The sequence below is a fragment of the Streptomyces sp. NPDC059850 genome (assembly GCF_042731515.1).
Lineage (GTDB): Bacteria > Actinomycetota > Actinomycetes > Streptomycetales > Streptomycetaceae > Streptomyces.
Genome location: NZ_JBHWJI010000026.1, coordinates 99,527 through 119,024, shown reverse-complemented (window position 1 = coordinate 119,024; position 19,498 = coordinate 99,527). Strand labels below are relative to the sequence as shown.

Annotated in this window: 15 protein-coding genes and 1 pseudogene; 9 read left to right on the top strand and 7 right to left on the bottom strand. The window is 70.3% G+C overall.

Going from position 1 to position 19,498, the window contains the following annotated elements; translation table 11 throughout:
* Window positions 1-90 precede the first annotated feature (90 nt).
* Window positions 91-1,146 carry an aldo/keto reductase gene (locus tag ACFV9T_RS22580; protein WP_385443113.1) on the bottom strand — a complete coding sequence of 352 codons (1,056 nt, stop codon included), beginning with the start codon at window positions 1,144-1,146 and terminating at the stop codon, window positions 91-93.
* A gap of 231 nt (window positions 1,147-1,377) precedes the next feature.
* On the opposite strand from ACFV9T_RS22580, the gene ACFV9T_RS22575 reads away from it, so the two are divergent.
* From ACFV9T_RS22575 to ACFV9T_RS22555, 5 genes are all read left to right on the top strand, one after another.
* A complete protein-coding gene (locus tag ACFV9T_RS22575; RefSeq protein ID WP_385443110.1) occupies window positions 1,378-2,778 on the top strand; it encodes an MFS transporter in 1,401 nt (466 codons plus the stop codon).
* Window positions 2,779-2,832: 54 nt separating this feature from the next.
* The gene (locus ACFV9T_RS22570; protein WP_385443109.1) at window positions 2,833-3,816 is read left to right on the top strand and encodes a zinc-binding alcohol dehydrogenase family protein; all 984 of its coding nucleotides are present in this window, start codon (window positions 2,833-2,835) and stop codon (window positions 3,814-3,816) included.
* A 185-nt stretch (window positions 3,817-4,001) separates the two neighbouring features.
* Window positions 4,002-4,823, top strand: a complete 822-nt coding sequence (locus ACFV9T_RS22565) for a PaaX family transcriptional regulator C-terminal domain-containing protein (protein WP_385443107.1) — start codon at window positions 4,002-4,004, stop codon at window positions 4,821-4,823.
* Window positions 4,824-4,999: 176 nt separating this feature from the next.
* Window positions 5,000-6,382 (top strand): MFS transporter, encoded by a 1,383-nt coding sequence (locus ACFV9T_RS22560; RefSeq protein WP_385443104.1) that lies wholly within the window; start codon window positions 5,000-5,002, stop codon window positions 6,380-6,382.
* The gene (locus tag ACFV9T_RS22555) at window positions 6,379-7,803 is read left to right on the top strand and encodes an alpha/beta hydrolase family protein (RefSeq protein ID WP_385443103.1); all 1,425 of its coding nucleotides are present in this window, start codon (window positions 6,379-6,381) and stop codon (window positions 7,801-7,803) included. Before ACFV9T_RS22560 ends, ACFV9T_RS22555 begins: the two co-directional genes overlap by 4 nt.
* On the opposite strand, the gene ACFV9T_RS22550 is transcribed toward ACFV9T_RS22555, so the two are convergent.
* The 5 genes from ACFV9T_RS22550 to ACFV9T_RS22530 all read right to left on the bottom strand — a co-directional run bounded on the left by ACFV9T_RS22550 (window position 7,800) and on the right by ACFV9T_RS22530 (window position 13,660).
* Complete coding sequence (locus ACFV9T_RS22550; RefSeq protein ID WP_385443100.1) at window positions 7,800-8,414, bottom strand: DUF742 domain-containing protein; 615 nt, start codon at window positions 8,412-8,414, stop codon at window positions 7,800-7,802. The two genes, ACFV9T_RS22555 and ACFV9T_RS22550, sit on opposite strands and share 4 nt — an antisense overlap.
* A 16-nt stretch (window positions 8,415-8,430) precedes the next feature.
* Window positions 8,431-8,865, bottom strand: coding sequence for a roadblock/LC7 domain-containing protein (locus ACFV9T_RS22545; protein ID WP_385443097.1), 435 nt, complete (start codon window positions 8,863-8,865; stop codon window positions 8,431-8,433).
* Between the two features lie 32 nt (window positions 8,866-8,897).
* The gene (locus ACFV9T_RS22540) at window positions 8,898-11,741 is read right to left on the bottom strand and encodes a nitrate- and nitrite sensing domain-containing protein (RefSeq protein ID WP_385443094.1); all 2,844 of its coding nucleotides are present in this window, start codon (window positions 11,739-11,741) and stop codon (window positions 8,898-8,900) included.
* Between the two features lie 228 nt (window positions 11,742-11,969).
* Window positions 11,970-12,113, bottom strand: a complete 144-nt coding sequence (locus ACFV9T_RS22535; RefSeq protein ID WP_385443091.1) for a hypothetical protein — start codon at window positions 12,111-12,113, stop codon at window positions 11,970-11,972.
* On the bottom strand, window positions 12,113-13,660 hold the full coding sequence (locus ACFV9T_RS22530; protein WP_385443088.1) for an MFS transporter: 1,548 nt from the start codon (window positions 13,658-13,660) through the stop codon (window positions 12,113-12,115). Before ACFV9T_RS22530 ends, ACFV9T_RS22535 begins: the two co-directional genes overlap by 1 nt.
* Before the next feature lie 556 nt (window positions 13,661-14,216).
* Between ACFV9T_RS22530 and ACFV9T_RS22525 the strand changes: the two genes are divergently transcribed.
* Together ACFV9T_RS22525 and ACFV9T_RS22520 are read left to right on the top strand one after the other, a co-directional pair.
* Window positions 14,217-14,612 carry a DUF485 domain-containing protein gene (locus ACFV9T_RS22525; protein ID WP_385443086.1) on the top strand — a complete coding sequence of 132 codons (396 nt, stop codon included), beginning with the start codon at window positions 14,217-14,219 and terminating at the stop codon, window positions 14,610-14,612.
* Window positions 14,609-16,195 (top strand): annotated as a pseudogene (locus ACFV9T_RS22520) (cation acetate symporter); the annotation flags it as partial. The gene ACFV9T_RS22525 and the pseudogene ACFV9T_RS22520, both read left to right, overlap by 4 nt.
* An 86-nt stretch (window positions 16,196-16,281) precedes the next feature.
* Here the strand turns inward: ACFV9T_RS22520 and ACFV9T_RS22515 are convergent.
* Entirely contained in the window at window positions 16,282-17,271 is a 990-nt protein-coding gene (locus tag ACFV9T_RS22515; RefSeq protein WP_385443124.1) for a LacI family DNA-binding transcriptional regulator, read from the bottom strand.
* A 286-nt stretch (window positions 17,272-17,557) separates the two neighbouring features.
* Between ACFV9T_RS22515 and ACFV9T_RS22510 the strand changes: the two genes are divergently transcribed.
* On the top strand, window positions 17,558-18,484 hold the full coding sequence (locus ACFV9T_RS22510) for a carbohydrate ABC transporter permease (protein ID WP_385443084.1): 927 nt from the start codon (window positions 17,558-17,560) through the stop codon (window positions 18,482-18,484).
* 4 nt (window positions 18,485-18,488) lie between these two features.
* The gene (locus ACFV9T_RS22505; protein ID WP_385443082.1) at window positions 18,489-19,436 is read left to right on the top strand and encodes a carbohydrate ABC transporter permease; all 948 of its coding nucleotides are present in this window, start codon (window positions 18,489-18,491) and stop codon (window positions 19,434-19,436) included.
* Window positions 19,437-19,498: the final 62 nt, after the last annotated feature.

Sequence of the window (19,498 nt, the reverse complement as noted above, 5' to 3'; positions counted from 1 at the left end):
GGTGCTTATGGTGCTCCGATCCAACCTGGCGTGGGAATTGGGGGGTTCGCACACCGCGTTTTGCCCGGGCCGGAGCAGTTACGGAGTGGTTCAGGCGCCGCGCCGCCGCACGGGCAGACGCCGCAGGGACGCGTCGGCGAAGTGCGGCGGCGTGTAGTCGGCGTCCGACGGATTGAGGTCGGTCCCCGGCGCCACCAGCGCGTCGAGCCGGTCCAGCACCGCGTCGTCCAGCGTCACCTCCGCCCCGGCCAGCAGATCCGTCAGCTGCTCGACCGTCCGTGGCCCGATGATGACCGACGAGACGGCCGGATGCGTCAGCACGAACGCCACCGCCAGGTGGGACACCGGAATCCCGCACTCGGCGGCAAGCTTCACCAGCTCCTCGACGATGGCCAGCTTGCGCGCGTTGCCCGGCAGCGACTGGTCGAACTTGTACGGGATCATGTCGCTGCGGAACGAGCCCAGTTCGCCGATGCCGTCACCGTGCCCCTTGCGGAAGCGGCCGGTCAGCCAGCCGCTGGCCAGCGGGCTCCAGGTCATCACGCCCATGCCGTACCGCTGTGCGGTGGGCAGCACCGACCGCTCGACACCCCGCATGAACAGGGAGTACGGGGGCTGCTCGGTGTGGAACGGCACATGGCCGCGGCGCTCCGCCGTCCACCGGGCCTCCACGATCTGCTCGGCGGAGAAGTCGGACGACCCGATGGCCATCACCTTGCCCTCCCGCACCAGATCGGACAGCACCGACAGCGTTTCGTCGATGTCCGTGGACGGGTCCGGCCGGTGTATCTGGTACAGGTCGAGATAATCCGTGCCGAGGCGGCGCAGACTGTTCTCGACGGCCCGCCTGATCCAGCGCCGGGAATTCCCGCCGTGGTTCGGGTCGTCGCCCATCGGAAAATGGACCTTGGTGGCCAGCACCACATCGTCCCGGCGTCCCTTGAGCGCCTGGCCGACAATTTCCTCCGTCTCGCCCCCGGCGTACATGTCCGCGGTGTCGATGAAGTTGACGCCCGCGTCGAGCGCGGTGTGTACAAGACGCACACAGTCGGAAACGTCGGCGTTACCCCACGACCCCAGCATCATGGTGCCGAGACAGAACCTGCTGACGGATATCCCGGTCGATCCCAGTGATGTCCTGCGCATGGATTTCCTTGCACCTCATTCGCGCTTGGAGAGAATGTGGTCTCAACTCGCGGCGGGTCTCATGTCACCGCCGTCGCAAGGGAGTCTGACACGGTTGCCCGCGTCCGACGGAAGATCCACCGGAAGGCGTGAGTCCGGCGTGAGTGGGCCATGAGCGGAGGCGGACACAGTGGTAGGTACACGGGGTGAGCCCCGTGTCGGATCCATACCCCCCACCGCGAATTGGATGTGATGATGCGTCGCGCCGGGACGCTGCTGCTGCCACTGATGGCGGTCTTTCTCGTTCCCTTTACCCTGACCGGCGCTTCGGTGGCGCTCACCGACATCAGTGCGCAGCTCGACGCGAGCCTGGCCGCCACCCAGTGGGTGGTCAACGCGTACAGCGCCACCTTCGCCGGATTCATGCTGATCACCGGTGCCCTCGCGGACCGGCTCGGCCGCCGCCGGGTCTTCGTGTCCGGTGTGGCCCTCTTCGCGGTGTGCGCGCTGATCAGCGCCGCCGCCCAGGACATCGTGGTGCTGGACGTGGCGCGGCTGATCTCCGGGGTCGGCGCGGCCGCGACCACCACGGGTGCGAGCGCCGTGCTCGCCGAGGCCTTCACGGGCCCGGCCCGGTCCAAGGTGTTCGGCCTCTTCGGCACCACGATCGGGATCGGCCTGGCCTTCGGGCCGACGCTGGCCGGGCTGCTGGTGGACAGCTGGGGCTGGCGGGCCGCGTTCGCCCTGCCCGGTGTCATCGGCCTGGGCTGCCTCGTCTTCTTCCGCTCCCTCCCGGCCTCCCGGCCCGCCGCCTCGCGCGGCCAGCTGGACCGGGCGGGCGGCACGCTGTTCACCCTCGCGCTGCTGCTGCTGATCTTCGCTCTGGTGGAGGGCCCCGAGCTGGGGTGGGGCAGTGTGGCGGTGGCGGGCTCGCTCGTCGCCTCGGTGGTGTTGTCGGTGGCGTTCGTGGCCGTCGAGCGGCGGGTGGCCGAACCGCTGCTGGACTTCCGGCTCTTCGGCACCGGCCGCTTCCTGGGGCTGTGCCTGGCCGTGGTCGCGGTGGTCGGGCTGTTCGGCCCGCTGCTCACCTATCTGCCCGCCTACTTCCACGCCGTCGCGGGCATGAGCACCGGCGAGGCCGGACTGTCCATGGTGGCCCTGACCGGCCCGGTCCTCTTCATCCCGCTGATCTGCGGGGCGCTGGTCCGCTGGGTGCCCGGCTCGGTCCAGGTGGTGGCCTCGCTGGTGCTGGTGGCCGCCGGGTCGGCCTGGCTGGCGACGGGATCCTCGCTGCTCCCGGCCCTGGTCGTGACGGGCGTCGGCGTGGCCGTCGCCCAAGGGCTGCTCGACGGACTGGCGGTCGACGCGGTCCCCGCCGAGCACGCGGGCGCCGCCGCTGGCACGTTCAACACCGCGAAGCTGACGGCGGAGACGCTGGGCATCGCCGTCGTCGGCGCCGTCCTGGCGGCCCGTACCGGAGGACGGCTGTCCGGCCCCCGCTTCCCCGAGGCGCTGCACCTCACGCTGTGGATCTTCGCCGGGCTCTGCCTGGTGTCCGCCGTCGCCACGGCGCTGCTGCTGCGGTCGAGGGCGGCGAAGCCCGTCACCGTGGCGGCGGAGGGCGAGCGCGACGCCGAGGCCGTCGCCACCTGAACACCCCCCTGATTTCTCTCTGTTCATTCTGTTGCTTGTGAGGAGTGACGTGCCATGCGCGCTGTGACCATCCCCCGCTTCGGCGGACCCGAGGTGCTGGAGTACACCGAGGCCGAGGCGCCCGTGCCCGGTCCTGGCCAGGTGTCCATCGAGGTGACCCACGCCGGGGTGAACTACGCCGAAATCCTGTTCCGGCAGGGCGCGGTGGACGTTCCGCTGCCGTACGTACCCGGCATCGAGGCCGCGGGACACATCCGCGCCCTCGGCGACGGCGTCACCGGGCTGCGGGTGGGCCAGCCGGTCACGGCGCTGACCATGACCATGGGCGGCGGCTACGGCTCGGTCGCGGTGACCGACGCACACCTGGTCGCCCCGCTGCCGGACGACGCCGACCGGTCCCTGATGGCGGCCGTCCCCTCCAACAGCACCACCGCGTGGCTGGTCCTGAGCGAGGTGGCCCGGCTGCGCAAGGGCGAGCGGGTGCTCGTGCACGCCGCGGCCGGTGGCGCGGGCAGCCAGCTCGGCCAGGTGGCGCGGCTGCTGGGCGCGAGCCAGGTCGTGGGCACGGTGGGCTCGCCGGACAAGATCGAGGCGGCGGCCGCCTTCGGCTACGACAAGGTCGTCCTGCGCGACGACCTCCCCGGATCCGTGGCCGGGCTCACCGATGGGCGGGGCTTCGACGTGGCCGTCGACCCGGTCGGCGGCGCGGCCCGCCGTACGAGCCTCGACGCGCTGGCCCAGGGCGGGCGCCTGGTCGCCATGGGCAACGCCTCGGGCGCGGACGACGTCCCGTTCAGCGCGAACGAGCTGTGGTTCAGCGGCAAGGGCGTCCTCGGCTTCAACCTCGGCGCGCTCAGCGGTGAGCGCCCCGAAGCCGTGTCCGCCGTGCTGCGGCAGGCGGTCGGCGCCGTGCTCGACGGCGAACTGCGCGTGGCGGTCGGCCAGGTGCTGCCGCTGCGGGACGCCGCAGAGGCCCACCGCCGCCTCGAAAGCGGCCGCACCACCGGCAAGCTGGTGCTGGAGATGGGGCAGGAGTGACCTGCTCACGGTGACCCCCGCGCCCAGCGGCGCGGGACTCCCGCGCCCGTTGGCGCGGGTGTACCGGCGGCCCCGGCCCACCCCCGACGGGCCGGGGCCGCCGTCGTGTCTCACGGGGTGTCCCACGGGGTGTCCCACGGGCGGCGGCGGACGCGCTGTCGGCGGATGCGCGTACGGTTGGCACCGTGACCACTGCTGATGCCGCCCCCCGGCCCCAGTCGCTGATGCTCACCTTCCTGGGGGACTGGGTGCTGGGCCGGGACGTGTGCGTGTACTCGGGGAGCGTCATCGACCTTTTCGGCCGTGCGGGTGTCGGCGAACACGCGACCCGCTCGACGCTCACCCGCATGGTGGGGCGCGGCCTGCTGCGGCGGCAGCGCGAGGGCCGCCGCATGTACTTCGGGCTCACCGAGCGCTCGGAGACGGTGCTGCGGGACGGCGAGGGTCGCATCTGGCAGACCGGCGCCGTCAACCGCAACTGGGACGGCACCTGGACCCTGCTCGGCTTCTCGCTGCCCGAGTCCTGGCAGCGCCAGCGCCACGACCTCCGCTCCCAGCTCACCTGGAACGGCTTCGGGCCGCTGTTCAGCGGGCTGTGGATCGCACAGGGCGAGGTCGACGTGGTGCCCATCCTCAACGAACTGGGCCTGGCCGCGCATGTGAAGGTGTTCCGCGCCCACGCCGACGCGGGCATGGACATCGGCGCGATGATCGAGGAGACCTGGGAGCTGCCCGCGTTGGCCGGGCGGTACGAGGAGTTCGTACGCCGCTGGCAGCCCCAGGAGCACACGTCCGCCGGGGACGACGCGTCGCTGGTGGCCCGGCTGCGGCTGTCCACCGAGTGGCTGCGGATCATCCGGCAGGACCCCCGGCTCCCGGTCCGGCACCTGCCCGATGACTGGCCCGCCGAGCAGGCCGAGAAGACCTTTCGCGCCGTCCACGAGCGCCTGACACCGGGGGCGCGGACGGCGGCGGAGCGCCTGCTCGACCTGGTGCCGGTGCGCTAGCCGACTGCTCAACCGCACGCGATAACAGGTGACCGAAGCCGGTCCCGCAGTCCGTCGCGCTGTCAGTCGCGCACAAATGTTGTGCAGAACATTGACCGCAGTCGGATATCTGCCTACCTTCGCGGGAACCAACGGCACCGTCTCCATGCCACCCCGACGGCACCAGGGAGCTTCCCGTGCAGCCAGCCCCCGTCCCCGTTCCGCCGCCCCCCGATTCCCGGCAGCTGCGCCGCGTCGCACTGTCCGGCCTGCTCGGCACCGCGGTCGAGTTCTACGACTTCCTCGTGTACGGCACGGTCGCCGCGCTCGTCTTCGGCGAGCTGTTCTTCCCCGACGCCGACCCCGCCGTCGGCACCATCGCCGCGTTCGGCACCTTCGCCGCCGGATACCTGGCGCGGCCCCTCGGCGGCATCGTCTTCGGCCACTTCGGCGACCGGCTCGGCCGCAAGTCGATGCTGCTGCTCACGATGGTCCTGATGGGCACCTGCAGCTTCGCCATCGGACTCCTCCCCACCTACGACGCGATCGGCGTCTGGGCGCCGGTGCTGCTGGTCGCCCTACGCGTCGTCCAGGGCCTCGCGATCGGCGGTGAGTGGGGCGGCGCCATGCTCATGGTCGTCGAACACGCCGAGCGCACCGGCGGCGCCCGGCAGCGCCGTGGCCTGTGGTCGAGCTTCACCCAACTCGGCGCCCCGCTCGGCTCGATGCTCTCCGCGGGCGTGGTCACCATCGTCTCGACCCTGCCGGACGACGAGTTCCGGGCCTGGGGCTGGCGGGTGCCGTTCCTGCTGAGCGTGGCGCTGCTCGCCGTCGGGCTGTTCGTACGGCTGCGGGTGGCCGAGAGCCCGCTGTTCACGGAGGCCCAAGCCCAGTCGCGGAACACCCGGCCGTACGACAAGCCCCCGCTCGCCGAGGTGCTGCGCAGCCCCAAGCCGCTGCTGCTGGCCGGGTGCGTCGGCATCGGCGCGTTCACGGCCCAGGCGCTGCTGACCAGCTTCATGATCTCGTACGCCGTACGCAACGGGTACACCCGGCCGCAGGTGCTCACCGCCGTGACCGTCGCCTCCTGCGTGGCCCTCTTCGCGCTGCCCGCCGCCTCCGCGCTGTCGGACCGGGTGGGCCGCCGCCCGGTCGTGCTCGCCGGGGCCGTCGCGTCGGCCGCGCTCGCCTTCCCGGTCCTGGCGCTCGTCGACTCCGGATCCCCCGGGCTGCTGATCCTGGCCCTGGCGCTGGGCCACGGCGTGGCGCAGTCCACCATGTACGGACCGCTCGGGGCCCTGCTCAGCGAGATGTTCGGCACCCGTGTCCGCTACACGGGCGCCTCCCTCGGCTACCAGCTCGCCACCCTGGTCGGGGCCGGTTTCTCACCGCTGATCGCGAGCAGCCTGCTCGCGGCGTACGGCGGCGGCAGCACCCCGCTCGCGCTGCTGCTGTGCGGCGGCGCGGCCATCACCGCGCTCACCGTGTGGCGGCTGCGCGAGACCCACGCCGACACCCTCGACGACCGCGCCACCGCCCCCTCCGCCGATGTCCCCGCCACCGAAGGAGTCCGCCCGTGAAGCCCCGCGCCCGCGCCCGCGCTCTCGCCCTCGCCGCGACTGCCGTGCTCGCCGCCACCACGCTGCCCGCCCTGCCCGCGCAGGCCGCGAGCGCCGAAGGTGAGCACCTGGAAGGCCAGCTGGCCTCCGGGGCCGCGTACATGGTGGACGTGCCCGCGCGGTGGAACGGCACCCTGCTGCTCTTCAGCCACGGCTACACCCCACAGGGCGCCCCCAACCCGGCCCAGAACGCGCCGAGTTCACAGACGCGCGCCCGGCTCCTGGACCAGGGGTACGCCCTGGCGGGCTCCTCGTACGCCACCACCGGCTGGGCCGTGACCGACGCGGTGCCCGACCAACTGGCCACGCTGGACCTGTTCGCGCAGCGGTTCGGCGCGGCCCGGCAGACCCTCGCCTGGGGCCAGTCGTACGGCGGGTTCGTCACCACCGCGATCGCCGAGCGCCACCCCGACCGGATCGACGGATCGCTGTCGATGTGCGGACTCGTCCAGGGCGGGGTCGCCAACTGGAACAGCACCCTCGACCCGGTCTTCGCGCTGAAGACCCTCCTCGCCCCCGACTCCGGCATCCGCCTCACCGGCTTCGCCGACCAGGCGGCGGCCAAGGACGCCGCGACCGCGCTCACCGGGAAACTGACCGCCGCCCAGCAGACCCCGCGGGGCCGGGCCCGGATCGCGCTCGCCGCCGCCCTGCACAACATCCCCGGCCACAACGACGCGTCGCAGCCGAAGCCCGGCCCGGCCGACTGGGCCGGACAGCAGGCCAACCAGTACGCGGCGGTCTCCGGACTGCTGCGGACCGCCGCGTTCTCCTGGCGGCAGGAGGCCGAGTCCCGCGCGGGCGGCAACCCGTCCTGGAACACCGGCGTCGACTACGCGGCGATGCTGCGGCGGTCCTCGGTCTACAAGGAGGTGACCGAGCTGTACAAGGAGGCCGGGCTGCCCCTGCGCGACGACCTCGCCGCCCTGGACCGCGCGCCCCGCACCACCGCCGACCCGAAAGCCGTGGCGTGGATGCGGCACACCAGCGGCTTCACCGGCAGGCTGACCGACCCGCAGCTGAACATCCACACCACCGGAGACGGGCTGATCCCCGTACAGTCCGAGAGCGCCTACCGCCGGGCCGCCACCGGCGGCGGATCGGCGGGGCTGCTGCGCCAGGCGTACGTCGACGCCCCCGGCCACTGCACCTTCAGCCCCGGCGAAACCCTCGCCGCCGTGCACACGCTGGAGCGGCGGCTCGCCACCGGCCACTGGAACACCTCGCCGGACGCGCTCAACTCGACGGCCAAGGCGCAGGATCCGGCAGCCGAGGCACGCTACGTCGGCTACCGGCCCACCGCCTATCCGCGCCCCTACGACCTGGCGCACCAGGACGGCCCGCGCCACCGGGGCGAACACCACCGGGGTGATGGCTCCTAGAGCCGCCTGAGCCCGGTCAGCACCCGCTCCATCAGCGTCACGCTCGGGACTTCGCCCTCTTCGGTCCCGGTCTGCTCGACGGCGATCAGCCCCCGGTCCGCCATGTCGCCGAGCAGAACCCTGGCCACGCCCAGCGGCACCGAGAGTCGTGCCGCCACCTCGGCCACCGACTTCGGCTCCTGGCACAGCGAGATCACGGGAACGTGGTCCGCGTGGGTGAAGGAGGCGGACTGGTGCCCCAGTTCGGTGGTCGTCACCAGGGTCTCCAGCTCGAAGTGATGCTGGGACCTGGTGCGACCACCCGTCCACGTATAGGCGCGCACGAACGAGGGCGAGCCCTGTTGCTGCTCGTGTCCGTCCTCCCACGCCGCGTGCTCCTCGTCCTGCGACGGGGGGTACGCGTACGGGTCCTGGGGAGCGGCGGGCGGCGCCTCCTCCGGCTGCTGGCGGGCCGCGGTCTCCGGCTGGGAGCCGGAGTCGGAGCCGGACTTCTTCCGCGGCCGCCGTGCCTTGCCGAAACTGAACGCGTTGAGCACGTCGGCGAAGGTCTGGTCGTCCTCCGCGCCCTGGTCTCTCCGAGTGTGCCCGGAAGGGCCTTCACCGGTGCTCATGATCTCCTCATCCGGGCTAGCGGGCTGCTGTCTGCTGGAATCCTTGCAGCTCGGCGCGTAGTTCGGGGGTCAGCATTTCGCCGACCTGGTCCACGAGCACGGCCATCTCGTAAGCCACCTGACCAATCTCGCAGTCCGGTGCCGCCAGTGTCACCAGGCACGAGCCGTCCTTGATGGACATCAGCAGCATATGTCCGTACTCCATCTGGATCACCGTGCTCTTCACCTCACCGGTGTCCAGACACCGCGCGGCGCCCTGGATCAGGCTGATGGCGCCCGCGGCGATGGTGGCGAGGTGTTCGGCGTAGTCTCCCGCCAGCCGGTTGGAGGCGGTGAGCAAAATCCCGTCGGCTGATACCACCACGGCGTGGGCCACATTGGGAACACGTTCGGTGAAGTTGGTGACCAGCCATCCGAACTGGCTCACCTCCCGCGGGTGGGGTGAGGTCATGGCTTCTTTCCTGCCCGTTCGTCGATGGAATTTTAGCGCTCGTCGGGGCGGGCCCGACGGATGCCTGACTGGTAGTTGCTGAGGAAGCTGTGCGTCTGTCCCGCGTCCTGGCTCGGCTTGGCCTTGCCGGGGGCGGTACGCGGCGCGGGACGTTCACCGGGCCGGGGCCCGCGCGGGGTCCGCTTCGGTAGCCCGGACTGGGTGCGGTCGGCCTCCTCCGCGGTGTCCGAGGAGTCGGCCGGGGCCTCGGCGGGACCGCCCGGGCGGCGGTCGGCCCCCTGGTCCGGGCCGTTCCCCGGCAGGGGTTCCGTCTGCTCGGAGGGCGGGGTGAACAGACGCGAGGAGCCCTGGGGACGGGGGCGCGCCGGACCAGGCGCCGGTGCCGGTGCCGACGGCTGTGCCGGTGCCGATGGCGCGTCATCCGAGGCGGGCGGCGTGAACCACGACGCGCTGGTGGCGCGCTGCTGCTCCTGACCCGACCACTGCTCCTGACCCGACCGCTGCGGTGGCACCAGGCCGTTTCCGGTGGTGGGCCGGGCCTTCTGGGCGTCGTGCTGGGCGGCCGGTCCGTCCGCCGGTGTCCTGCCGTGCTCGGCGGCGTGCTGGGACCCGTGCTCGGCGGCGTCGCGGGACGTGTCCGGCGTGCCCTTGCCGACCGGGCCGGGGCGTCCGGCCCCGTTGGCCCCGTCGGGCCCGCCAGGCGTACGGCGCGGCAGCCGCTTCGGCAGGCCGCCCTGAGTGTTCGAGTCAGCCGTACCGGTTCCGGCCGAGGCGGAACGGTCCTGCTGCGGCCCGCCCCAACCCGCAGACCGCGTACCGGAGTCGGCGGCGGCCGCCGGACGGACCCCGTTGGAGGTCTCGCGCACGGCGGGGGCCGCCGTGATCTGGCCCTGTGGCCGCGCCGGTTCGAAGGCCTTGGCGGCGGTCGGCGTCGGACCGCCGCGCCGGGGCGAGTTGCCCCGGGGAGCGTCGTCGGACCGGTCCGTCGGTACGAGGTTCGCCGGGACGAGCACACCGGCCCGCAGACCCGCGCCCCACTCCGAGCTGAGGTTCACAGAGATGCCGTGGCGGTTTGCCAGACGGCCGACGACGAAGAGGCCCATTTGACGGGAAGACGAGGCTTCCTCGGAACTGGTTGCCTCCAGCCGCCGATGTGCCTTGGCCAGTTCGGCGCCGCTCATCCCGATGCCCTGGTCGCGGACCTCGATGAGGGCGGAGCCGTCGCGGCGCGGCGTGGTGCTGATGACCACCTGGGTCTCCGGCGGGGAGAACGCGGTGGCGTTGTCGAGCAGTTCGGCGATGATCCGCGCCAGGTCACCGGCCGCGTAGCCGGTCACCGCCACGGAGGCGGAGGCCTGCACCTCGGCGCGCTGGTAGTGCTCGATCTCGGAGACCGCGGCCCGCAGGACGTCCTCCAGCTGCACGCGGTGACCGTGGGTGCGGACGAGCGTGCTGCCGCAGAGAACCATCAGGTTCTCGTTGTTGCGCCGCATCCGGGTCGCCAGGTGGTCCATCTGGAAGAGGTTGGCGAGCTGGTCCGGGTCCTCTTCGTGCCGTTCGAGCTGCTCCATCAGCCGCAGCAGCCGGTCCACCAGGGTCTGGCTGCGCCGGGAGAGGTTGACCAGGGTGTCCCGCAGGTCGCCGCGGAGCGCGGCCTGTTCCGACGCCAGACGCACGGCCTGCCCGTTCACCGCGTCGAAGGCCCGGGCGAGCTGCCCGAACTCCTCCGTGGTGTGCACCGGCACGGCGCTGACGGCGGTGTCCGCCTTCTCGCCCTCGCGGATGCTGGAGACGGCGGCCGGGAGCCGGTTCTCGGCCACGTCGAGCGCGGTGGAGCGCAGCACGGTCAGCGATCGCAGCAGATGCCGGCCGATCGCGAAACCGATCCAGAGGGCGAGCAGCAGCACCGCGAGCAGGCCCACGGAGTAGGCACCGGCCCGGTTACTGGTCTGGTCCTGCAACTGGGCGGAGTTCACGCGCAGCTGCTGGGCGAGGTTCTTCTCGACCTTGCCCAGGAGTACCGCTGTCGTCTCCGAGCTGCGGTTCCACTGGGAGGCCGGGATCGGCGGTGTGGTGACGCCCTGCTCGGCGTCCTGGGACCGGGACAGCGCGGTACGCACCAGATCCGAGCGCTTGGCCACCAGCTTGCCGGTGACCGTCCGCTGGTACATCTCCTGCTCCGAGGGGGTGGCCACGGCCCGGAAGTCGCCGAGCTTTTCCTGCAGCCGGATGTCGGACTCCTCCAGCGCCCGGATCAGCTTGGTGTCCATGGGCTGCCCGGGCTCCATGCCCTCCAGGAGGGTCACATGCTGGAGGTGGACCTCTTCCTGGACCGCCTCCAGGTCGTACAGCGCGGACGCGGGCCCGGTCAGCTTGGGTTCGGCGAACCGGCTGCCCAGGGACTGGTCCAGGTCGAGCAGGCTGTTGATGACGGTGCGGTACCTGTTCACCGCGGCCCAGGAGCTGATGCTGCCGGACGTCACCTGCTGACGCAGATCGGTCAGGCCGCCCAGGGCTTTGGTGGCGTCCTTGTAGCGGACCCCCGCGGCGCCCTTGAGCAGGGGTGCCCGCTGCTCGGTGTTCGTGAGCACGGTCCGGGCGCGGTCGGTGGACCGGGCCTGCCGCAGCATGTCGGCGGAACCGGCGTCCGCCTTCTCACGCAGGTGTTCGGCGGCCATGGTGCGCTCCATCTGGAGGCTTCCGAGCAGTGGCATCAGCCCGGAGCGCAGCTTGACCAGCTGCTGCATGTCCGCGTACGAGTTGGCGCGTTCGACTTCGCGCTGAATCTGGACGACACCCAAGGCGACCGCCAGCAGCGCGGGCACCACCAGCACGGCGCCCATCTTGACCGGAAGCCGCCAGTTTCGCCATTGCACGATAGTGGCCCACAGCCCCGGGCCGCGTGCAACTTCGGCCGCATGCCTGCCCGGGGTCACGAGACGCGCTCCGCGCCCGGAGCGGCTTGGCCACAGCGATGTATCACGATGCGCTTTCTCCTGGGATTTCTCCTGAAGAGGAAGTCGAACGACCGGCGGCACACCGGCCTGGCCGGGGGCGGCGGAAACGCCCGCGGCCGGACTGGTGATGTGCCGGCGCGAACACCTCTACTCGAACAGCTTTCGGCTCGTCATGGCGAGCTCATAGAGGCCGTACGCGAAGGGAATGGCCACCCACAGCCACGCCACGGCCAGCAGAACGGGCGACGACTTCACGGCCGCGCTCTGCGAAGGATCGTCCTGGTGAGCCATCAGTTACCCCTCTCGGCCGACGCGGCCTTCTCAGCCGACGCGGGCTTGTCGGTCGACTCAGCCGACTCGGCCTTGTCGGTCGACTCGGCCGACTCGGCCTTGTCGGTCGACTCGGCCTTCTCCGCGGCCGGTTCGGCCTTCTGGGCCTTCTCAGCCGGTTCGGCCTTCTCGGCCTCGCCGCCCCGCTCACCCGAGGCCACCGGCTCCGACTCCGACTTCGGCTTCGGCTCCGGCTCATGGAACTTCGGGTTCACCGGGCGCACCAGCTCGTTGGCGATGAAGCCGATGACGAGGAGCCCGATCATGAGGTAGAAGGAGACGGCGTAGAGGCCCGGTCCGGAGTTCCCGGACTTCTTCCCGGCGTCCGCCACGGCGTCCACGATGATCGGCCCGGCGACCCCGGCGACCGACCACGCGGTCAGCAGCCGACCGTGGATCGCGCCGACCTGGTACGTGCCGAACAGGTCCTTCAGATAGGCCGGTACGGTCGCGAACCCGCCGCCGTAGAACGACAGGATCGCCATGGCCGCGACCACGAACAGCACGGTGCTGCTGTTCTTCCCGAGCAGGATGGTCAGGTAGAGCAGAGCACCCGCGCCCAGGTACAGGCGGTAGATGTTCTTCCGGCCGATCGCGTCGGAGACCGACGACCAGACGAAGCGGCCCGTCATGTTGGCCAGGGACAGCAGGGCGACGAATCCGGCGGCGGCGGTCGCGCTCACCGGGGCGTCGGTGTCCTGGAAGAAGTCCTGGATCATCGGGGCGGCCTTCTGCAGGATCCCGATGCCCGCAGTGACGTTCATGCACAGCACGATCCACAGCAGCCAGAACTGAGGAGTCTTCACCGCGTTCTTCGCCGACACGTTCGCCGTGGTGACGAGCGCCTTCCCGGTGTCCTCGCTGGGGACCCAGCCGGCCGGACGCCAGCCGTCGGCCGGTACCCGGATGAGCAGCACGCCGAGCGTCATGAACGCGGCGTAGGCCAGGCCGTGCACCAGGAAGGTCTTGGCGATGCCGCTGGTGTCGCTGCCGAAGGAGGACAGCATCTGCGACGACCAGGGGGAGGCGATCAGCGCGCCGCCGCCGAAGCCCATGATCGCGGTACCGGTGGCCATGCCCGGGCGGTCCGGGAACCACTTCATCAGCGTGGACACCGGCGAGATGTAGCCGATGCCGAGGCCGACTCCGCCGACGACGCCGTATCCGAAGATGACCAGCCAGTACTGGCTGGTGGCGACACCGAGCGAGGCGATCAGGAAGCCCGAGGAGAAGGTCACGAGCGACACGAACATCGCCCACCGCGGTCCCTTGCGCTCGACGAGCGTGCCACCGAAGGCGGCGGAGAGACCGAGGACGAGAATGGCGATCTGGAAGGGCAGTGCGCTGGCGGTGCCCGATATGTCTAGGGCTTTTTCCAGCGGCGTCTTAAAGACGCTCCAGGCATATGCCTGGCCAATGGAGAAGTGAATCGCAAGCGCCGCCGGGGGAATCAGCCATCGATTCCACCCCGGCCCTGCGATAATGCGCGAGCGGTCGAGGAAACCCACCGCTTACCTACCTCCGTCCTCGGGAACCCATTGCCGCAGGCTCTATTTGTGGAGACGCCAAACGCGTCTCGGGCGGTGGCGAGTGTAGAGCACTCTGATCAGCGGTAACAACGGCGGGACATCATTGCGGGCCCCGTAGTGGAGCAGCCTCCCACACGTTCGCATAGATGGGGCGATCCACCAACATCATCACATTGCATGCATCCTCCGTTCACGAAAAATCCGCAAGTCCGGTGGTCAGGGGTCGCCGCCATGGCGTGACACCAGGTCAGACGGATCGAAAGGAGGAAGGATCGGTAAAAGCGCACATCCTGAGAAGTTCTGACAGGTGATCACAAGCGGTTCGTAGCGGCATATGTGGCATCGAATCACCTGGATGGGGTGCCACTGGTGCATCCCAGGACGGGCCGGTCCACGGGGTATCCCCGGTCGTTGACGGCATCCGGCGCCTTACTACACTGACCCCGCCATGGGGCTGCGGGTTGCTCCTCCTCCCCACCATCCACTGCAGGCAGATCGGTACGAATTCTCCTGCCCGAAACTCCGGGAGAGGACCATGACGAAAGCGGTGCGGCCGCCCGCGCCCATTTCATCCGAGCGGGCCACTGGACAGGGGTTCGCCGGCCGCGGCAATGAAAACGGCGAGCCCGACTTCGCCGCGATCCAGGAGAGCCCGGAATTCGACCGGCTGCGCAAGAGGCTGCGCCGGTTCGTCTTCCCCATGAGCGCGCTCTTCTTTTGCTGGTACATGACCTTCGCCCTGTTCTCGGCGTATGGTCATGGTTTCATGAGCCGTAAGGTGTTCGGCTCGGTCAATATGGGGACCGCCTTCGGCCTGCTGCAGTTCGTGTCGACGATGGCGATCGTTCTGCTGTACCGGGGCTTCGCCGACAAGAAAATCGACCCGCAGGTGGACAAGGTGCGCGAGTTGGCAGGGGCCGACAAGGAATGACATTGCAGAGCGCGGGTGAGGCCACCGGCAGCCCGGTCATCAACGTCAGCGTATTCGTCGTATTCGTCCTGATTACGCTGTTCATCGTCTACAAGGCCACCACCCGGAATCAGACCGCGGCCGACTACTACGCCGCGGGAAGCGCCTTCACCGGCGTGCAGAACGGCATCGCCCTCTCCGGCGACTTCCTCTCCGCGGCGTCCTTCCTCGGCATCTCGGGGGCGATCGCCGTCCACGGCTACGACGGCTTCCTCTACTCCGTGGGATGGCTCGTCGCCTGGCTGGTCGCCCTCCTGCTCGTTGGCGAACGGCTGCGCAACACCGGCCGGTTCACCGTGGGCGATGTGATGGCCTACCGGATGAAGCAGCGCCCGGTGCGCGCGGCGGCGGCGAACGCCACGCTGGTGATCACGTTCTTCTACATGCTCGCCCAGATGGCGGGCGCGGGCGGGCTCATCGCCCTCCTGCTCAACGTGCACAGCAAGGGCGGCCAGGCCCTCGTCATCACGGCCGTCGGCCTCGTGATGGTCTTCTACGTCCTGGTGGGCGGCATGAAGGGCACCACCTGGGTGCAGATCATCAAGGCGGGGCTGCTGCTGGCCTGTGTGACCTTCATGAGTGTGTTCATCGTCGGCAAGTTCGGCTTCAGCTTCTCGGCGATCCTCGACCAGGCGGCGCAGCGCAGCCCGCTGGGGGAGAGCCTGCTGGAGCCGGGCGGCTGGTACGGCGACGGCGCGATGGACAAGCTCGACTTCGTCTCGCTGTCCCTGGCGCTGGTCCTCGGCATCTCCAGCCTGCCGCACGTGCTGATGCGCTTCTACACCGTGCCGAACGCCAAGGAGGCGCGCCGGTCGGTGGTGTGGTGCTCCTGGTCGATGTTCATTTTCTACCTGGGCATCCTGGTCGTCGGTTACGGCGCTGCCGCGCTGGTCGGCCCGGACGCGATCCTGGAGGCCCCCGGCGGGGAGAACTCGGCGGCACCGCTGCTCGCGTTCAAGGTCGGCGGCGCGGTGCTCCTCGGCATCGTCTCCGCGGTGGCCTTCGCGACGATCCTCGCGGTGGTGGCCGGTCTGACGCTGACCGCTTCGGCCTCGTTCGCGCACGACGTCTACGCCAACGTGCTGCGGGAGGGGAAGGCCGACGCGCGCTCCGAGATCAAGGTCGCCCGTCTCACCGCCATCGCGGTCGGCGTCCTGGCCATCGTCGGCGGCATCGTCACCAGCGGCCAGAACGTCGCGTTCCTGGTGTCGCTGGCCCTGGCGCTCGCCGCGTCCGCGAACCTGTCGACGATCCTCTACACCTTGTACTGGAAGCGTTTCAACACGGCGGGGACGCTGTGGAGCATCTACGGCGGCCTGGGGTCGGGGCTGATCCTCATCCTCTTCTCCCCGGCGATCTCGGGTTCCCCGACGGCCATCTTCAACAGCGTCGACTTCCACTGGTTCCCGCTCACCAACCCGGGCATCGTGTCGATCCCGCTCTCGTTCCTGCTCGGGTTCCTCGGCACGGTCCTCAGCAAGGACAAGGCGGACCCCGAGAAGCAGGCGGAGATGGAAGTACGGTCGCTCCCCGCCACCGCCAGCATGGTCTCGCCGAGCCGCCACCGCCGTATACCCCACCCCGGCGGGTCCGGGGAGCACACCGCTCCCCGGACCGGCCGTTCGCCTTTCTACCGCCCGGGCGGCGGCGCGGTGCTGTGGCGCGGGACGAGCCGGGTGGGGACGAGCGTGGTCCCGCGCCCCGGTGCGCTCTGCCGCACCTGGCGCAGGACGCCCTCGACGCAGCGGCGCCCGACCTCGGCGAAGTCCTGGTGCACGGTGGTCAGCGGTGGCAGGAACGACCCGGCCTCGGGGATGTCGTCGAAGCCGATGACGCTGACGTCGTCCGGCACCTTCCGGCCCTTCTCGTGCAGGGCCCGCAGCAGTCCCAGCGCCATCTGGTCGTTGGCGGCGAACACCGCCGTGCAGTCGTCCTCGGCGGCGAGCGCGAGCCCGGCCCGGTAGCCGGACTCGGCCGACCAGTCGCCCCGTACGAGCGGTGGCGCGGCGCACCCGGCCTCGGTGAGCGCCGCGTGCCAGGCGTCGGCGCGGCGCTGCGCGGCGAACGAGCCCTCGGGCCCGGCGAGATGCCACACCGTCCGGTGGCCGAGGCCGAGCAGATGGTCCACCGCGTCCCGGGTGCCGCCCGCCTGGTCGGTGTCGACCACCGTGTAGCGGTCCCCGGCGTCCGAGTCGGCCACGACGACCTGGACGTGGGGCGGCAGGGAGAGCGCCGCCGCGTCGAGGAGATGGACCTCCATGATGACGATGACGGCGTCGACGGCGAGTTCGCCCAGCCGGGAGAAGGCGCCGCGCACCTCGTCCTGGGTGGGGACGGCGACGGGCAGCAGGGTCACGGCGTAGCCCTCGTGTGCCGCGGAGGTGGCGATCGCCTCCAGCGTGCGCACATTGCCCGTGGTGGAGAGGGTGAAGGTGATGACGCCGATGGTGCGGAACTCACCGCGCTTGAGCGCCCGCGCGGCGCTGTTGGGCCGGTAGCCGAGCTGCTTCATGGCGGCCAGCACGTCCTGCCGCGTCTCCTCGGTGACACCGGGGTAGCCGTTGGAGACCCGGGAGACGGTCTGCGCGGAGACCCCGGCGAGACGGGCCACGTCCGCCATGGACGCGCGCTGCGCGCGCCGGGCGGCCCGGGGCCGGGTGGTGCCGCCGTCCGCCGGGGTGTCGTCCGCCGAGGGGCTGTCCGCTGCTTCCACTTTCTCCCTCGCTGCCTGCGTCCCGGTTTTGCCAGACGGCTCTTGACCACCGTCATTGGGGCAGTGTAGACATTCCGCCATCAGATGTTTACGTAAACATAACACCTCCGCGTCCGCTTGAGCGCCGAAATGTTTACGCAAACATCGCGACGGCGCACGGCGCCGGTTCCGTGATGGACGAGCGAGGAACGACATGACGACGCTGCAACCCCCCGCCGCCGTGAAACGGCGCCCGGCCCGGCCTCCGGCGAAGCGGGACCGCCGCTCCTGGTCAGGCTGGGGGTTCATCGGCCCCTTTGTGGTGGTCTTCGCCTTCGTCTTCCTGGCGCCCATCGCCTACTCGGTCTACCTCAGCCTCTTCCGCGACCAGCTCATCGGCGGCACCACGTTCGTCGGCTTCGACAACTACCAACAGGCCCTGCAGGACGACCGGTTCTGGCAGTCCCTGGCCCGGGTGTCGCTGTTCCTGATGGTGCAGGTGCCGATCATGCTGGGCATCGCCCTGCTCGTCGCCCTCGCCCTGGACAGCGGGCGGCTCTACGGGCGCGACTTCTTCCGGATCTCGATCTTCCTGCCGTACGCGGTGCCCGCCGTGGTCGCCACCCTCATGTGGGGGTTCATGTACGGCACCCGCTTCGGCCTGGTGAGCGACATCAACGACGCCCTCGGGACGTCGCTGCCGAACCCGCTGTCGCCCGATCTGGTGCTGACGTCCATCGGCAACATCGTCACCTGGGAGTTCGTCGGCTACAACATGCTGATCTTCTACTCCGCGCTCCGCGTCATCCCGCACTCCCTCTACGAGGCCGCGGAGATCGACGGCGCCGGGCAGATCCGCGTCATCACCGCCATCAAGCTCCCCGCGATCCGCGGCGCCCTGGTCATCGCCACGATCTTCTCGATCATCGGCACCTTCCAGCTGTTCAACGAGCCGAACATCCTGCAGAAGCTGGCGCCCAACTCCATCACCACCGACTACACCCCGAACTTCTACACGTACTCGCTGTCCTTCTCCGGACAGCAGCACAACTACTCCGCGACGGTCGCCATCATCATGGGGCTGATCACCATGGTCATCGCCTACGTCGTCCAGCTGCGCGGCATGCGCAAGGGAGCGTGAAGCGATGAGCACCCCGGTCACCACCGCCTCCCGGCCCGCCCCCGCCACGTCCGGCGCCCAGGGCTCCGCGCCCCGGCTGCGCGGGCCCCGCAAGCGCGCCGAAGGGCGCCGCCCGCGCCGCAGTGTGCTGCTGACCGTCCTCACCGGGCTGGTCCTGCTGTACTCGCTGGTGCCGCTGGCCTGGCTGGTCATCAGCGCCACCAAGACCCAGGAGGGACTGGCCCGGTCGTTCGGGCTGTGGTTCGGCGGCGACTTCGCCCTGTGGGACAACATCAGCCAGACGTTCACCTACAACGACGGTGTCTTCACTCGCTGGCTGCTGAACACCGTGCTGTACGTGGTGGTCGGGGCCGGTGGCGCCACGCTGCTGGCGGTCCTCGGCGGCTACGCCCTGGCGAAGTTCACCTTCCCGGGCAAGCGCGCCGTCTTCGCCGTCATCATCGGCGCGGTGGCGGTACCCGGCACCGCGCTGGCCGTCCCCACCTTCCTGATGTTCAGCGAGATGGGGCTGACCAACACCCCCTGGGCGGTGATCATCCCGTCCCTCATCTCGCCGTTCGGCCTGTATCTGATGTGGGTCTTCGCCACCGAGGCCGTACCCGACGAACTGCTGGAGGCCGCCCGCATCGACGGGGCGAGCGAGGTGCGCACCTTCTTCCAGGTCGTCCTGCCGCTGCTCGCCCCCGGCATCGTGACCGTGCTGCTGTTCACGATGGTCGCCACCTGGAACAACTACTTCCTGCCGCTGATCATGCTGAAGGACCCGGACTGGTATCCGCTGACGCTGGGCCTCAACAGCTGGAACGCCCAGGCCGCGACCGCCGGGGGCGAGGCCGTGTTCAACCTCGTCATCACCGGCTCCCTGATCACCATCGTGCCGCTGATCGCCGCGTTCCTGCTGCTGCAGAAGTACTGGCAGTCCGGGCTCGCCGCCGGAAGCGTCAAGGAATAGCCCCGCCCCGTCAAGGAACAGCCCCACCGTCCCGCACCACGAAGAGTCCCGCACCACGAAGA

Excerpts from the sequence above, each read along its gene's own strand:
- ACFV9T_RS22525 (WP_385443086.1), top strand. The coding sequence starts at position 14,217 with ATGACGAAAGCGGTGCGGCCGCCCGCGCCCATTTCATCCGAGCGGGCC.
- ACFV9T_RS22545 (WP_385443097.1), bottom strand. The coding sequence starts at position 8,865 with ATGACCTCACCCCACCCGCGGGAGGTGAGCCAGTTCGGATGGCTGGTC.
- ACFV9T_RS22535 (WP_385443091.1), bottom strand. The coding sequence starts at position 12,113 with ATGGCTCACCAGGACGATCCTTCGCAGAGCGCGGCCGTGAAGTCGTCG.
- ACFV9T_RS22550 (WP_385443100.1), bottom strand. The coding sequence starts at position 8,414 with ATGAGCACCGGTGAAGGCCCTTCCGGGCACACTCGGAGAGACCAGGGC.
- ACFV9T_RS22580 (WP_385443113.1), bottom strand. The coding sequence starts at position 1,146 with ATGCGCAGGACATCACTGGGATCGACCGGGATATCCGTCAGCAGGTTC.
- ACFV9T_RS22575 (WP_385443110.1), top strand. The coding sequence starts at position 1,378 with ATGATGCGTCGCGCCGGGACGCTGCTGCTGCCACTGATGGCGGTCTTT.
- ACFV9T_RS22515 (WP_385443124.1), bottom strand. The coding sequence starts at position 17,271 with ATGGCGGACGTGGCCCGTCTCGCCGGGGTCTCCGCGCAGACCGTCTCC.
- ACFV9T_RS22505 (WP_385443082.1), top strand. The coding sequence starts at position 18,489 with ATGAGCACCCCGGTCACCACCGCCTCCCGGCCCGCCCCCGCCACGTCC.
- ACFV9T_RS22510 (WP_385443084.1), top strand. The coding sequence starts at position 17,558 with ATGACGACGCTGCAACCCCCCGCCGCCGTGAAACGGCGCCCGGCCCGG.
- ACFV9T_RS22570 (WP_385443109.1), top strand. The coding sequence starts at position 2,833 with ATGCGCGCTGTGACCATCCCCCGCTTCGGCGGACCCGAGGTGCTGGAG.